Genomic DNA, 14,689 nt, shown 5'->3' with positions numbered 1-14,689 from the left:
GGGGAACACCCGCACCTGCCGGAGAGTGGCCGCTCAGGTGCCGCGGGGCTTGGCGCGCCGGGTCGGGCTGGCGGCGGCCGGGTCCTCGGGCCAGGGGTGGCGCGGGTAGCGGCCGCGCAGCTCGCTGCGCACCGCCGGGTAGCCGGTGACCCAGAAGCCGGCCAGGTCCGCGGTGGTCGCGACGACCCGCGAGGCGGGGGAGAGCAGCTGCAGACGCAGCGGTCGGCCGGCGACCACCGGTGCCACGGCCCAGCCGAACAGCTCCTGCACGCGCGCGGACAGGGTCGGGACGTCCGGGTCGCCGTAGTCGACCCTGATCGCCGAGCCGGTGGGCACCTGGACGCGCTCGGGCACCAGCTCGTCGAGCCGGCCGGCCAGCTCCCAGGGCAGCAGCGAGCGCAGCGCGGCGACCACGTCGACCCGCGTCAGGTCGCGGCGGCTGCGCGCACCGGACAGCGCCGGGCTGCCGCCCAGGGCGGCCAGCAGCGACTCGTCGTCCACGGCCGGCCACGGGTCGCCGAGCCCGGCGCGCGCGGCGGCCAGGCGTTCGCGCAGCGCGGTGGCCGCCGGCGTCCAGCGCAGCAGCGCCAGGCCCTCCCGGCGCAGCCCCTCGGCGAGTGCGGCGGTGACGGCGGCCGGGTCGGGGTCGGGCAGTGGCCGCTCGGCCAGCACGATCGCGCCCAGCCGCTCGACCCGCGCGGCGGACACGTCGCCGTCGCGCCAGGTGACCTCCGGGCCGTCGGCGTGCGCGGCCGCCCCGGCCTCCAGCGCGGTGGCCTCGTCGACGGCGACCGCGGTGCGGACCCGCGCGTCGCGGCGTCCCGGCGCACGGTCGGCCGCGGCGACAGCCAGCCACGGTGCACCGGCCAGCGCGGTCCCCGGGGCGAGCTCGGCGCCGGTGCCGGCGGCCAGCAGGTAGGTGCGCTCGGTGCCCGGACGGCGGCGGGCCAGCCACTCGGGGTGGGCGAGCCCCACCACGAGCCCGGCGGCGACGTCGTCGGGCAGCCGGGTCTCGGGGGAGTCCGGGGCGGCACGGGTCAGCCGGGCCACCTCGTCCCGCCAGCGCCCGTCCCGGGACCGCCGGACCTCCCGCCAGTCGGCGACCAGGTCGTCGGAGCGGGACGGGACGTCGGCCGACAGCAGGGCGACCACCTCCGCCGCGCGGCGCCGGCCGACCAGCGGCGTGCCGTCCAGCAGTGCCCGGGCCAGCCGGGGGTGCGCGCCGACCGCGGTCAGCGACCGGCCGCGCGGGGTCACCCGGCCTGCGTCGTCCACCGCGCCGAGCTGCCGCAGCGTGTCGCGGGCGACGGTGAACGCGGCGTCCGGCGGGGCGTCGGGCAGGGCGAGGCCGGTGCCGTCGGGCTCGCCCCAGCAGGCCAGCTCCAGTGCCAGGCCGGTGAGGTCGGCGACGGCGATCTCCGGCTCGGGGGCGGCGGGCAGCCGGTCGTGCTCGGCGGCCGACCACAGCCGGTAGACCCGGCCCGGCGCCTCGCGCCCGGCGCGGCCGGCCCGCTGGGTGGCCGCGGCCCGGGACACCCGGACGGTGACCAGCGAGCCGAGCCCGCGGGCGACGTCGTAGCGGGGGACCCGGGCCAGTCCGGCGTCGACCACGGTGCGCACGCCGGGGACGGTCAGGCTGGTCTCGGCGACGTCGGTGGACAGCACCACCCGACGCCGCGGGCCCGCGGTCAGCGCGGCGTCCTGCTCGGCGCTGGGCAGCCGCCCGTGCAGCGGCCGGACGTCGGCGTCGACACCGGACAGCAGACCGGCGACCCGGCCGATCTCGGCGGCGCCGGGCAGGAAGACCAGCACGTCGCCGGTGGTCTCGGCCAGCGCCCGCCGCACGGTGTCGGCGACGGCGGCCAGCAGCCGTGGGTCGACGTGCAGGCCGTGCGCCGGCGCGACCGGGGGAGAGGGCGGGCACCACACCGGCTCGACGTCGTGCAGCGAGCCGGTCGCCTCGACGACCGGGGCGCGCCCCATCAGCTCGGCGAGGCGGCCGGCCTGCGCGGTGGCCGACATGGCCAGCAGTTCGAGCTCCGGCCGCAGTGACCCGCGGACGTCGAGGGTGAACGCCAGCGCGAGGTCGGTGTCCAGGGCGCGCTCGTGGCACTCGTCGAGCACGACGGCGTCGACGCCGGGCAGCTCCGGGTCGGCCTGCAGCCGGCGCACCAGCAGCCCGGTGGTGACCACCTCGACGCGGGTGGCGGCGCTGTGCTGGGAGTCCCCGCGCACGCTGTAGCCGACCGAGCGGCCCACCGGCTCACCGAGCAGGGCGGCCATCCGGCGGGCGGCGGCGCGGGCAGCGACCCGGCGCGGCTCGGCGACCAGGATGCGGCCGGGCAGCCGGTCGGCCAGGGCGAGAGGGACCAGCGTGGTCTTGCCGGTGCCCGGCGGGGCGACCAGGACGGCGGCGCCACCGCGGTCGAGGGCGGCGTCCAGGGCGGGGAGGACCGAGCGGACGGGGAGGTCGGTCCCCGGGGTCCCGGTCGGTGGCAGCACCTGGTCAGTCTGTCCGACGCGGTGCTCCGTCCTCCTCGCCGCAGGGGCGAGGCAGCGATCGGTGCGACAGGCCGCGTCTCACCTGCGGGTCGGGACCGGACGTCGCCCGGTCCCGACCCGCAGGGCTGCTGCTGCGCATCGACTGCGGTGCACCAGCGGACGCGGTGGCCCCGGTCAGGCGTCGATGACCACCGGGATGACCATCGGCGAGCGGCGGTGTGCCCGGTTCGCCCAGCCGGCCACGGCGCGTCCGATCAGCTCCTCCAGCCGGGCGGCGTCGGTGACCCCGTCTGCGGCCGCCCGGGCCAGCTCGCGCTCGATCAGCGGGACCGCAGCGTCGAAGGACTCCGCCTCGTGCACGAAACCGCGAGCCAGGAAGTCAGGGGCCTCGGCGAGCTGCCCGGTCTTGGCGTCGACGATGGCCACGACGGTGATCACGCCCTCCTCGGCCAGGGTCCGCCGGTCCTTGAGGGAGGCCTCGGTCGCGCCGCCCACGGTGTTGCCGTCGACGTAGACGTTGGCGGCGGGCACCGTGCCGGTGACCGAGACGCGGCCGCCGACCAGGTCGATGACGTCGCCGTCCTCGGCGATGACGACCCCCCTGGGGTCGACGCCCGTGCGGATGGCCAGTTCGGCGTTGGCCCGCAGGTGACGGGGCTCGCCGTGGACCGGCAGGACGTTGCGCGGCTTGACGATGTTGTAGCAGTAGACGAGCTCGCCGGCGCTGGCGTGTCCGGAGACGTGCACCTTGGCGTTGCCCTTGTGCACCACGTTGGCGCCGATCCGGGTGAACTCGTTGATGATCCGGTAGATGGCGTTCTCGTTGCCCGGGATCAGCGAGCTGGCCAGCAGCACGGTGTCGCCCTCGGAGATCCGGATGACGTGGTCCCCGTTGGCCATCCGGGACAGCGCCGCCATCGGCTCGCCCTGGGAACCGGTGCAGATCAGGCACACCTTGTCCGCGGGCAGCTTCTCCAGCACCTTCATGTCCACGACCAGGCCCTTGGGCACCCGCAGGTAGCCCAGGTCGCGGGCGATGCCCATGTTGCGCACCATCGACCGGCCGACGAAGGCGACCTTGCGGCCGTGCTGGTGCGCGGCGTCGAGCACCTGCTGGATGCGGTGCACGTGGCTGGCGAAGCTGGAGACGATGACCCGCTTGGGTGCGGTGCGGAAGACCGTGTCGATCGCCGGGGTGAGCTCACCCTCGGAGGTGGTGAAACCGGGCACGTCGGCGTTGGTGGAGTCGGTGAGGAAGAGGTCGACGCCCTCCTCACCGAGCCGGGCGAAGCCGCGCAGGTCGGTGATCCGCTGGTCCAGCGGGAACTGGTCCATCTTGAAGTCGCCGGTGTGCAGCACCAGCCCGGCCGGGGTGCGGATCGCCACGGCCAGCGCGTCGGGGATGGAGTGGTTGACGGCCAGGAACTCCAGGTCGAAGGGGCCCATCCGCAGCTCGTCGCCCTCGGCGACCCGCTCGGTCACCGGGGTGATCCGGTGCTCCTTGAGCTTGGCCTCGAGGAACGCCAACGTCAGCTTCGACCCGACCACGGGGATGTCCGGCCGCTCCCGCAGCAGGTACGGGACACCGCCGATGTGGTCCTCGTGCCCGTGCGTCAGCACCACGGCCACCACGTCGTCCATCCGGTCCCGGATCGACGTGAAGTCGGGGAGGATCACGTCGATCCCGGGCTGGTGCTCCTCGGGGAACAGCACGCCGCAGTCGACGATCAGCAGCTTGCCGGCGTGCTCGAAGACCGTCATGTTCCGGCCGATCTCACCCAGCCCGCCCAACGGGGTGACACGGAGCGCGCCACGGGGCAGCGCAGGGGGTCGCTTGTTCTCACGACGCGGGCGGCTCATGGCGCTCACGCTACGTGAGACTGGTTCGGCGTCGTGCGGCTGTCAGGAACGACGATCTCAGGCTCGTCGAGGAGCTGCCCGTGTCGTCGCAGCCACGTGGTCGTCCGGCCCCGGGCCGTGCACCTCCACCGGCTGCTGCGTCGTCCGGTCAGCGCGGTGTGTCGGCGAGCAGCTCGTCCACGGACAGGTGGTCGGTGACGAGGTCGTGGGCGACCTCGTCGACCAGTCGGCTCGTGCTGTAGGCGCGGGCGCGGAGCAGGGCCAGTGCGTCGGCGCCGGACAGGGACAGGCCCTCGGTGACCATGCCGACCGCCTGCCAGACCGTGGTGCGGACCCGGGCAGCCGGGACGTCGATCCAGTGCTGCAGTCCCGGCTGGTGGGGTCCCGCCCAGGCGGTGGAGGCGCCCAGCTCCTCGGAGACCAGGCTGACGAGGGACTGGGCGTCGAGGGCGTCGAACTCCAGCGGGCCGGCCGGGCTGGTCAGGTAGATGACCATCGCGCCCACCCGGCTGAGGCCACCGTTCATCGGGAAGGCGACGACGCTGCGGAAGGGGGTCTGCCCGTGCAGGAGGTCGTGGTAGAACGGCCACCGGCGCTGCAGGTGGGACTCGACGGCGAAGACCGGCGTCTGGCTGTCCACCGTCGCCAGGCACGGGCCGCTGCCCACGGTGAACTGCAGCTGCTCGGCGAGTTGGGCCGTCTCGCCGCTGGCCCCGATCGAGGTCGGCCGCTGGGCGGCCAGGGTGAGGCCGACCGCATCGACGCCGAGGGCCCGCGCGGTGGCCGTGGCGAGCCGGTCGGGCAGGAGTCGGGGATCGGTCGCACCGGTGCTCACCCGTGCGAGCTCGACCATGAAGCGCCCTGCGATGTCCACGGTCGTCCTCTGCAGGCGCGACCGCTGAGCGGTCGCGCCGGTGGTGCGGAGGCCGCGCTGTGGGACCTGGCCCGTCGTCGACGGGCTGCGACCGCCAGTGTGGACGACGGCCCGGCGCCGGGCGACCGGGGCCAGGTGGTCTGGTCCTCCACCGCCTGGTCCGCCGCTGTCTGGTCGGTGGTGACGCGAACGGGCTGGTGCTGGCCACCATCGGCCCGGGGTGAGCACGCCCAACGCCCCGGGCGGCTCGTTGCGCGGCGCACCAGAGCCTGCGGATGATCACCCCGCCCGGTAGGCATGCCCCATGACGGTGATCGGCTTCCACAACTCCCATGAGCAGGTGCACCCCGCCGACCTGCTGCGCGCGGTCCAGCACGCCGAGCAGGTGGGCTTCACCGCCGCCATGTGCTCCGACCACCTCGAGCCGTGGAACGAGCGGCAGGGCCACTCCGGGTTCGCCTGGTCCTGGCTGGGTGCGGCGCTGGCCACCACGAACCTGCCCTTCGGCGCGGTCAACGCCCCCGGCCAGCGGTACCACCCGGTGATCATCGCCCAGGCGATCGCGACGCTGGGGTCGATGTTCCCCGGCCGCTTCTGGGTCGCGCTGGGCTCCGGCGAGGCGATGAACGAGCACGTCACCGGGCACGTCTGGCCCAACAAGGAGCTCCGCGACGCCCGGCTGCGCGAGTGCGTCGACGTCATCCGCGCGCTGCTGGCCGGCGAGGAGGTCAGCCACGAGGGGCTGGTCACCGTCGACCGCGCCCGGATCTGGACCCTGCCCGAGCAGCAGCCGGCCCTCATCGCCCCGGCGGTCAGCGCGAAGACCGCGGCCCGGCACGCCGAGTGGGCCGACGGCCTGGTCACGATCAACCAGCCGCACGAGAAGCTGCGCGAGGTGATCGACGCCTACCGCGGCGCCGGCGGTCAGGGCACGCTGACCATCCAGGTGCACGTCTCCTACGACCCCGACGCCGACCGGGCGCTCGCCCTGGCCCACGACCAGTGGCGCAGCAACGTCTTCCCGCCACCGCTGTGCTGGGACCTCGACACCACCCACGCCTTCGACCAGGCCAGCACCTTCGTGCGGCCCGAGGACATGCACGACGCCGTCCGCATCTCCAGCGACCTGGCCCAGCACGCGGCCTGGATCGCCGAGTACGTCGACCTCGGCTTCGACCAGGAGTACCTGCACCACGTGCCCAAGGAGCAGATCTTGTTCCTGGACGCCTTCGGCGAGCACGTGCTGCCCCAGCTCGACGTCACCGCACCCGCACCGGCGGTCGCCATCGACCCGCCCGGCTCGGCCGACCCGCTGCGCCCGCACCAGACGCCGCAGCCCGCCGTCCTGCCCTGACCCGCGCCACCCCGACCTCGCTCCACCCCGCCCCGAGAAGAGGAGCGACATGCGCATCACCGACACCGCGGACCTGTGGTGGAAGAACGCCGTCGTCTACTGCCTGGACGTCGAGACCTACATGGACTGGAACGGCGACGGGATCGGCGACCTCGCCGGCCTGGCCCAGCGCATCGAGCACCTGGCCGACCTGGGCGTCACCTGCCTGTGGCTGATGCCCTTCTACCCGACCGCCGAGCGGGACGACGGCTACGACATCACCGACTTCTACGGTGTCGACCCGCGGCTGGGCAGCCACGGTGACCTGGTCGAGGTGATCCGCACGGCGAAGGACCGCGGCATGCGGGTCATCGCCGACCTGGTGGTCAACCACACCAGCGAGAAGCACCCCTGGTTCCAGGCCGCGCGGAGGTCCAAGGACTCGCCCTTCCGCGACTGGTACGTCTGGCGGTCCGACCCGCCGCCGGACACCTCCGCGCAGGTCGTCTTCCCCGACCAGGAGGACAGCATCTGGGAGCTGGAGGAGAAGACGGGGGAGTGGTACCTGCACAAGTTCTACAAGTCCCAGCCCGACCTCAACGTCGCCAACCCGCTGGTCCGCGACGAGATCGCCAAGGTCATCGGCTTCTGGCTGCAGCTGGGCCTGGACGGCTTCCGGGTGGACGCCGTCCCGTTCCTGCTGGAGACCGAGGGGATCGACCCGGCCGAGGCCGAGCGGTTCCCCGACCCGCACGAGTACCTGCGGGCGCTGCGCGCGCTGGTCGACCGCCGGTCCGGCGACGGCGTGCTGCTCGGTGAGGTGAACCTGCCGCACGACCAGCAGGCGCAGTTCTTCGGCGGCACCGACGGGGACGAGCTGACCATGCAGTTCGACTTCATCGCCATGCAGGCCATGTACCTGTCGCTGGCCCGGTCCGACGTCGCCCCGCTGGTCGACGCCCTGATGGCCCGTCCGGCGACGTCGCCGGACAACCAGTGGGGCATGTTCGTGCGCAACCACGACGAGCTCACCCTGGACAAGCTCTCCGACGACGAGCGCGCCGAGGTGTTCGCCGCCTTCGGTCCCGACCCCGAGATGCAGGTCTACGACCGCGGCCTCACCCGCCGGCTGCCGCCGATGCTGGCCGGCGACCCGCGGCGGGTGCGGATGGTCTACAGCCTGATGTTCTCACTGCCCGGCACGCCGGTGCTGTTCTACGGCGAGGAGGTCGGCATGGGGGAGAACCTCGCCGCCGACGGCCGGATGGCGGTGCGCACGCCGATGCAGTGGACCGCCGGCCGCAACGGCGGGTTCTCCACCGCCGCACCGGGGAAGCTCCCCGGGCCGGTGGTGGAGGGCGGCTTCGCCCCGGAGTTCGTCAACGTCGCCGACCAGCGCCGCGACCCGGACTCGCTGCTGTCGTTCATGAAGCTGCTGGTCCGCCGCTACCGGGAGTGCCCGGAGCTGGGCTGGGGCACCTTCGAGGTGCTCGGGCAGCCGCACCCGGAGGTGCTGGCGCACCTGACCACCTGGGACGACGGCACCCTGGTCGCGCTGCACAACCTCGGGCCCGAGCCGCGCACCGTGCCGCTGGTGCTGGCCGACTGCGGCGCCACCCACCGCCTGGAGGACCTGCTCACCGTGGGCAGCACCCCGCTGGCCGACGACGGCTCGGTCGAGCTGACGCTGGAGGGCTACGGGTACCGCTGGCTGCGGGTGGTCGCCGAGGACAGCCGCCGGCTGCTCTGACCGTGCGCTCGGGTCGATGGCGCGCCCCGGCTCTGACGGTGCGACCCCGGCGGACCACGGAGGGTGACTCCGCGCCGGGGTCACACCCGCCCCGCACGCCACACCCGCCCACCTCCCGGTGGTGTCGGAGGGCCCACCTAGCGTCTGACCCGAGGTGATCACAGACATGAGTGACGAGCAGGACGTGGTGGCGGCCGGACGGGTCGACCAAGGACGACCGGAGACCGGGGCGACCGCCGTGGTCCCCGGCCAGCGGACCGAGGCCCAGACGGTGGTGCAACCGGTGGCCCAGCCGGTGCCGCAGCCGGTGGCGGCCGAGCCGGGGACGGAGCACCTGACCCAGCCCGGCGTGCCGATGGTCGGGCCGCGGCAGCACGACGCCCCGGCCCCGGCGGCCACCGACTCGCAGCCGGTCCCGGCGCTCGGGCAGCCGCCGGTGGGCGAGCCGGCGCCGGGACACCAGCCGACCACGCCGGTGGAGGCCCGCTCCCGGCCGCGCCCGCGGATGCCACGGCCGGACCAGATGATCCGGATGGGCCCCTGGGCGCCGGTCGCCGGTGCCGCGATCGGGCTGCTGCTCGGGCTGGTCGTGGTGGCGTTCCTGGCCTCGTCGGCTAACACGTTCGACCAGCGGATGGCGCTGGTGTTCGTCGTCCTCGGGCTCGCCCTGCTCGGTGCCGGCGGCACGCTGCTGGCCGACGAGGTGCGGCTGCTGCGCCGCGGCACCCAGGCCGTCGAGGCCCGGTCGGCCAACGCCGGGATGATCGCCGGTCTGCTCAACGGGCTCACCCCGGCGCGGTTGCTGATCACCGCCAGCGCGTTCTCGCTGCTGCTCAGCGCCTACGTCACCAGCGGCAGCTGACCCAGCGACCCGGCCGGCGCCACGGCGCCGGCCGGGGGCCGGGTCAGTGCCGGCGGGGGACGGACAGCTCGTCCAGGCCCATCCGACCGGCGACCAGGTCGTCGGCGACGTCGTCCACCACGCGGCCGGTGGCGAAGGCGTGGGCCTTGAGCACGGCGAGGGCGTCGGCGGTGTCGAGGTCGAAGCCGACGTTGACCATGCCGGTGGCCTGCCACACGCGGGCCCGGCGCAGTGCGTCCGGGCCGTCCCACCAGCCGCGCCGGCCCTCCTGCACCGGGGCCCCCAGTGCGGCGGCGACCATCGCGCGGGTCATCGCGATCGTCACGTCCGCCACGTCCTCGCGGTCGGTGGCCGGCAGCGCGTCGGCGTCGCGCACGTAGAGGTCCAGGACCACCAGCGGCCCCAGCGGCGGCAGCAGCGGCACCGACAGCACCGCGTGCAGGTCGGTCTGACCGATCATCGACTCGTGCAGCTCGGGCCAGTTGCGGGCGATGGCCGCCTCGTCGAAGGCGATCGCCACACCGTCGTCGTGCGCCCGCAGCGCGGGGCCGTCGCCGTGGGTGAACTGCAGCCGCTCGGCCTGGGACGCGACCGGGTCGCTGGCGCCGATCGGCGTCCGGTGCCCCTCCATGTCGTGGATGCTCAGCCCGGCACCGTCCACCGGCAGCGCGGCGACCGCCGCCCGCGACAGCCGGACGGCGAGCATCTCGGGGCCGCGCAGCTCCGGCGGCGGGAGCTGGTCGAGCTCCGCCACGAAGCGCTGCGCTGCCGGACCCGGCACGATCATGTCGTTCCTCCGTCGTCGGGGCGCCCGTGCGGACGCCGGGCCCGGCCGGTGGTGCGACCGGGCCGGGTACCACTCTGCCCGGTCAGCCGAACGCGTCGAGGCCCAGGTGCACCGCGAGGCCCAGTCCGGCCACCGCGATGACCCGGCGCAGCAGCACCTGCGGCACCCGCCGGGCCACCCGTGGGCCCAGCCGCCCCCCGATCAGGAAGCCGATCGCCAGCGGCAGCGCCGCCAGCCAGGCCACGTCGGCGAAGACGGCGTAGCCGATCGCGGCCACCGAGTTGGCCAGGCCGAGGACGACGTTCTTCAGCGCGTTGCCCTGCGGCACGCCGACCCCCAGGACCAGCAGGAACGTGGCCAGCATCAGCACCCCGGCGGCCGCACCGAAGTAGCCGCCGTAGATCGAGATGGCGAAGGTGCCCAGGACGACGCCCCAGTGGTCGCGGTGCGGGTGGGCGGCCTGTTCGGCCGCCCCCTGCGCCGCCAGCTCCCGGGCCGGGCGCTGCACCAGGATCGCCGCCGAGGCCACCGCGATCAGCACGGGCACGGCCTTCTCGAACGCCGCCGACGGGGTGAGCAGCAGCAGGACCGCGCCGACCGCCCCGCCGGCCAGCCCGGCGGCGCCCAGCCGCAGCAGCCTGCTCCGCTGACCGGCGAGCTCGGGGCCCGAGGCGCTGACCGAGCCGACCCCGTTGGCCACCAGGGCGACGGTGTTGGTCACGTTCGCCGACACGGGGGACAGGCCGGTGGCCAGCAGCGCCGGGTAGCTGATCAGCGAGGCCAGCCCGGCGATGCTGCCGGTCAGGCCGGCGCCGGTCCCGGCCAGGACGAGGAGGGCGAACTCGAGCACGCTCACCGGCTGACCAGCACCCCGATCGCCACCAGGCCCAGGACGACGATCGCCGTCCGCAGCACCGGGGCGGGCAGCCGCCGGCCGTAGGTCGAGCCCAGGTGCCCGCCGACGAGTGAGCCGCCGGCGACCAGCCCGGCCGCGCGCCAGTCGATCCGGTCGGTGGCCACCACGACGTAGGCCAGGGCGGCGACGGCGTTGACGCCCAGGGTGAGCACGTTCTTGATCGCGTTGAGCCGCTGCAGTGGCTCGCGCAGCAGTAGCCCGAAGATGCCGATCTGCAGCACGCCCTGGCTGGCGGCGAAGTACCCGCCGTAGGTGCCGGTGGCGTACGCGCCGGCGACCAGCCCGGCCAGCCGCGCGCCCCGGACGTCGCCGGGCCCGCCGCCCGGGCGGGTGCGCAGCCGGCGCTGCAGCCACGGCTGGACGGCGACCAGCACCACGGCGAGCCCGACCAGGCCCGGCACGACCGCCTCGAACGCCGACGCGGGCAGATGCAGCAGCAGGAACGCCCCGGTCAGCGCGCCGAGCACCGAGGCCGGCAGCAGTCGCAGCAGCAGCCCGCGCTGCCCGGCCAGCTCGCGCCGGTAGCCGATCGCGCCGGTGAGGTTGCCGGGCACCAGGCCGAGTGAGTTGGAGATCGTGGCCGTCACCGGCGGCAGCCCGACGGCCAGCAGCACCGGGAAGGTCACCAGGGTCCCGGAGCCGACGACGGCGTTGATGCTGCCCGCCGCCAGCCCCGCGGCGGCGACCGCGACCATCTCCTCCACCGTCATGCCCACATCGCCGCGAGCGTGTCACAGCCCCCGGTGCCCCCCGGTCAGGCGGGGGTGAGCTCACCGGTCGAGGAGCGGCGCCGGTTGTCGGCCAGCCAGGCGCTGAACGCCTCGGCCGGCGCCGGCGGGAGGTACAGGTAGCCCTGCAGCGAGCCGATGCCGACGCGTTCGAGGACGTCCTGCTGCTCGACCGACTCCACGCCCTCGGCGACGGTCTCCAGTCCCAGCCGGTGCGCCATCTGCACGATCGCCTCGACCACGGCCTGGTCGGCGGCCTGGGTGAGCACCCCCGCGACGAAGGAGCGGTCGATCTTGACGATGCCGATCGGCAGGCTGCGCAGCGTGGTCAGCGCCGAGTAGCCGGTGCCGAAGTCGTCGAGCGCGATGACCACGCCGAGGGCCACCAGCGCGTCCAGCGTCGCCGCGACCACGGGGGAGTCCAGCACCGTCGTCTCGGTCACCTCGACGACCAGCTGCCCGGGGTCCAGGTCGGCGGCGGCCAGCGACTCGCGCACCAGCTCGACGAACCGCGGGTGCGCCAGCTGGGTGGGGGAGGCGTTGACGTGGACGGCGACCGGGTGGCCCTCCTGCGCCCACCGGGCGGCGTCGGCGCAGGCCCGGCGGACCACGAACTCGCCCAGCGGCACGATCGCGCCGGTCTCCTCGGCCAGCGCCAGGAACTGGTCGGGGCCCAGCAGCCCGCGGAAGGGGTGCGCCCAGCGGACGAGCGCCTCGACCGCGGTGCAGCGCCCGTCGCCGGCCGCGACCACCGGCTGGTAGGCCAGCACGAGCTCGCCGCCGTCCACCGCGGCGCGCAGCTCGGCCTCGGCCTCGACGGCGTCGTCCAGCTGGAGCATCGCCGGGTCGAAGAACTGCACGCGGTTCTTGCCCGCGGACTTGGCCGCGTACATGGCCACGTCGGCCTGGTGCACGACCAGCGTCTCGGTGGAGCCGGGCAGCACCCGGGTCGCGCCGACGCTGGCGCCGATCCGGGCCAGGCCCTCGCCGAGCTGGACGGGGGTGGAGATCGTCTCCACGATGCGCTGGCCGATCCGGCGGGCCTCGGCCTCGCCGGCGCCACGGAGCAGCACGGCGAACTCGTCGCCGCCCAGCCGGGCGCACAGGTCCTCGGCGCGCAGCGTCCCGGTCAGCTCGCAGCCCAGATGGGCCAGCAGCCGGTCGCCGGCCAGGTGGCCGAGGGTGTCGTTGACGACCTTGAAGTCGTCGAGGTCGAGGAAGAGCACCCAGGCCTCGGAGTCCGGGTCGGCCAGTGCGGCGTCCACCGCGGTGGAGAAGGCCGTGCGGTTGGCCAGGCCGGTGAGCCGGTCGGTCAGCGCCTGGGCGCGCAGCTCGCGGTGGGCGCTGCTGGTGCGCAGGGCGAGGGCGACCTGGTTGAGCATCGACTGGACGGCGAGCACCGCGTCGCGGGGCACCGTGGGGTGGCCGCCGAGGAGCATGTAGCCGCCGGGGGAGTCCGGCATCGGCAGGCCCAGCCACTCGCCGCGGACACCCGAGCTGAGCACGAGCGCGGTGGGCGGCACGACCCGCTGGGGACCCGGTTCGTCGTCGGACAGCAGGTCGCCGGGCAGCGTCGTGGGCGGGCGGAGGAACTCACCGGCCGCGCCGTGCACCCGCAGCAGGTCGCCCTCGCGGGCCAGCACCGCGGTGCGCAGTCCGGGGGTCGCCGCGCAGACGGCCTCGGCGGTGGCCCACGCCGTCCGCAGGATCGCCGTCCGGTCGGTGACGCCGAGCAGCTGCCCGCCGAGGGCGGCCAGGGCGGTGTCGCGGGCCTGGGTGTGCTCCCGCTCGAACAGCCCCACGGCCAGGTGCCGGACGACGAAGACGGTCAGCAGCAGCACCGGCAGGTTGCCCACGACGGCGGCCACCGCCAGCTGCGCGCCGTGCCCGGGGACGGCCGACCACAGCTCCAGACCGCCCACGAGGGCGAGGCAGACGCCCACGCCGTAGCCGACGATGCGGCCGGTGTCGCCGTAGACGGCCCGGTACCAGACGGCGGGGAAGGCGACGCCCAGGGCGAGCACCGGCCGGGGGCAGGCCGCGGCGAACACCGCCAGCGCCAGCAGGTCGGCCAGGTCGGCGACCAGCGGCGCCCGGCGACGTCGGTAGCGGTGCAGCCAGGACGCCACGAAGGTGGCCGCCGCGACCGCGGCCAGCGCGAACGACCAGCCGGTGACGCCACCGGACAGCACGGTCAGGCTGGTGAGCCCGACGGCGGCGATGCTGGCCAGGCAGAACAGCCAGCGGGTGTGCTCGACCAGCTCGGTGGGCGGGTGCACGCGCTGCAGGGCGGCGCGCAGCACCGTCTCGACGCGGGGGGAGCTCATCACGGTGGACCGTCCTCGGGCTGGCGGAGGGGACGTCGTGGTCGCGACGTCGGTCCTCATGCCACGTCCATCGTCATCGGACGATCTCGTCTTGATCACCCCGTCGGGGCACTTCCGTGGGCTCCAGGTCCCGTCCGGGCCCCCGCGTGGACATCCGCGGCCGGGGTGAGCAGGCTCGGGTGGTGTCCCGTCCCGCGCCGTCCTACCGGTTCCGCAGCACCTGGCGGGTGGCCGGCACCGTGGCCGAGGTGCAGGCGGTGCTCAGCGACCCGGACTCGCTCACCCGTTGGTGGCCCTCGGTGTACCTCGCCGTCGTGCCGGTCGCCGACGGCGGGCCGGACGGCGTGGGTCGCAGCGTGCAGCTGTCCACCACCGGCTGGCTGCCCTACACGCTGCGCTGGACGCTGACGATCACCGAGACGATGACCGACACCGGCTTCGCGCTGTCCGCGACCGGTGACCTGGTCGGCTCGGGCCGCTGGACGTTCGTGCCCGACGGGCCGGAGGTGGTGGTCACCTACGACTGGTCGGTTGCGGCGGCCAAGCCGCTGCTCGCCCGGCTGAGCTGGCTGCTGCGCCCGGCGTTCGCCGCCAACCACCGCTGGGCGATGGCCCGCGGCGAGCAGAGCCTGGCACTCGAGCTGCGTCGTCGCCGGGCCACCGGGCTCGAGGTGCCCCCGCCGCCCGGCCCGACGTTCCGCCGTTCGGCCCCGTCCAGAGGCTCGTCCCGAGCTTGCGAGGGATGAGGAG

The 14,689-nt window shown here is 74.9% G+C and carries 11 protein-coding genes; 4 read left to right on the top strand and 7 right to left on the bottom strand.

Annotated elements, in window-relative coordinates; translation table 11 throughout:
- Nucleotides 1-33 precede the first annotated feature (33 nt).
- From hrpB to GCU67_RS18410, 3 genes are all read right to left on the bottom strand, one after another.
- Nucleotides 34-2,502: an ATP-dependent helicase HrpB gene (gene hrpB, locus GCU67_RS18420; protein WP_163612812.1), complete on the bottom strand. Its 2,469-nt coding sequence runs from the start codon at nt 2,500-2,502 to the stop codon at nt 34-36.
- Between the two features lie 174 nt (nt 2,503-2,676).
- Complete coding sequence (locus GCU67_RS18415; protein ID WP_163612811.1) at nt 2,677-4,362, bottom strand: ribonuclease J; 1,686 nt, start codon at nt 4,360-4,362, stop codon at nt 2,677-2,679.
- 148 nt (nt 4,363-4,510) lie between these two features.
- Nucleotides 4,511-5,236 (bottom strand): ANTAR domain-containing protein, encoded by a 726-nt coding sequence (locus tag GCU67_RS18410; RefSeq protein WP_163612810.1) that lies wholly within the window; start codon nt 5,234-5,236, stop codon nt 4,511-4,513.
- 304 nt (nt 5,237-5,540) lie between these two features.
- Between GCU67_RS18410 and GCU67_RS18405 the strand changes: the two genes are divergently transcribed.
- The 3 genes from GCU67_RS18405 to GCU67_RS18395 all read left to right on the top strand — a co-directional run bounded on the left by GCU67_RS18405 (nt 5,541) and on the right by GCU67_RS18395 (nt 9,181).
- Nucleotides 5,541-6,590 (top strand): TIGR03885 family FMN-dependent LLM class oxidoreductase, encoded by a 1,050-nt coding sequence (locus GCU67_RS18405; protein WP_163612809.1) that lies wholly within the window; start codon nt 5,541-5,543, stop codon nt 6,588-6,590.
- A gap of 49 nt (nt 6,591-6,639) precedes the next feature.
- Entirely contained in the window at nt 6,640-8,319 is a 1,680-nt protein-coding gene (locus tag GCU67_RS18400) for an alpha-amylase family protein (RefSeq protein WP_163612808.1), read from the top strand.
- 166 nt (nt 8,320-8,485) lie between these two features.
- A complete protein-coding gene (locus tag GCU67_RS18395) occupies nt 8,486-9,181 on the top strand; it encodes a hypothetical protein (protein WP_163612807.1) in 696 nt (231 codons plus the stop codon).
- Nucleotides 9,182-9,224: 43 nt separating this feature from the next.
- On the opposite strand, the gene GCU67_RS18390 is transcribed toward GCU67_RS18395, so the two are convergent.
- From GCU67_RS18390 to GCU67_RS18375, 4 genes are all read right to left on the bottom strand, one after another.
- Complete coding sequence (locus GCU67_RS18390) at nt 9,225-9,968, bottom strand: hypothetical protein (RefSeq protein WP_163612806.1); 744 nt, start codon at nt 9,966-9,968, stop codon at nt 9,225-9,227.
- A gap of 82 nt (nt 9,969-10,050) precedes the next feature.
- Nucleotides 10,051-10,824 (bottom strand): TSUP family transporter, encoded by a 774-nt coding sequence (locus GCU67_RS18385; protein ID WP_163612805.1) that lies wholly within the window; start codon nt 10,822-10,824, stop codon nt 10,051-10,053.
- Nucleotides 10,821-11,594 carry a sulfite exporter TauE/SafE family protein gene (locus GCU67_RS18380; RefSeq protein ID WP_163612804.1) on the bottom strand — a complete coding sequence of 258 codons (774 nt, stop codon included), beginning with the start codon at nt 11,592-11,594 and terminating at the stop codon, nt 10,821-10,823. Before GCU67_RS18380 ends, GCU67_RS18385 begins: the two co-directional genes overlap by 4 nt.
- Nucleotides 11,595-11,638: 44 nt before the next feature.
- Nucleotides 11,639-13,939, bottom strand: a complete 2,301-nt coding sequence (locus tag GCU67_RS18375; RefSeq protein WP_163612803.1) for a putative bifunctional diguanylate cyclase/phosphodiesterase — start codon at nt 13,937-13,939, stop codon at nt 11,639-11,641.
- Nucleotides 13,940-14,121: 182 nt separating this feature from the next.
- Here GCU67_RS18375 and GCU67_RS18370 point away from each other — a divergent pair, with 182 nt between their 5' ends.
- The gene (locus GCU67_RS18370) at nt 14,122-14,685 is read left to right on the top strand and encodes an SRPBCC family protein (protein ID WP_211661663.1); all 564 of its coding nucleotides are present in this window, start codon (nt 14,122-14,124) and stop codon (nt 14,683-14,685) included.
- The last annotated feature ends 4 nt before the right edge of the window (nt 14,686-14,689 follow it).

Origin of the sequence: Modestobacter muralis (genome assembly GCF_010682105.1) — a bacterium.
GTDB classification, from domain to species: domain Bacteria; phylum Actinomycetota; class Actinomycetes; order Mycobacteriales; family Geodermatophilaceae; genus Modestobacter; species Modestobacter muralis.
The sequence above is the reverse complement of the archived record's forward strand: the minus strand, read 5'-3'. Positions and strand labels throughout refer to the sequence as shown.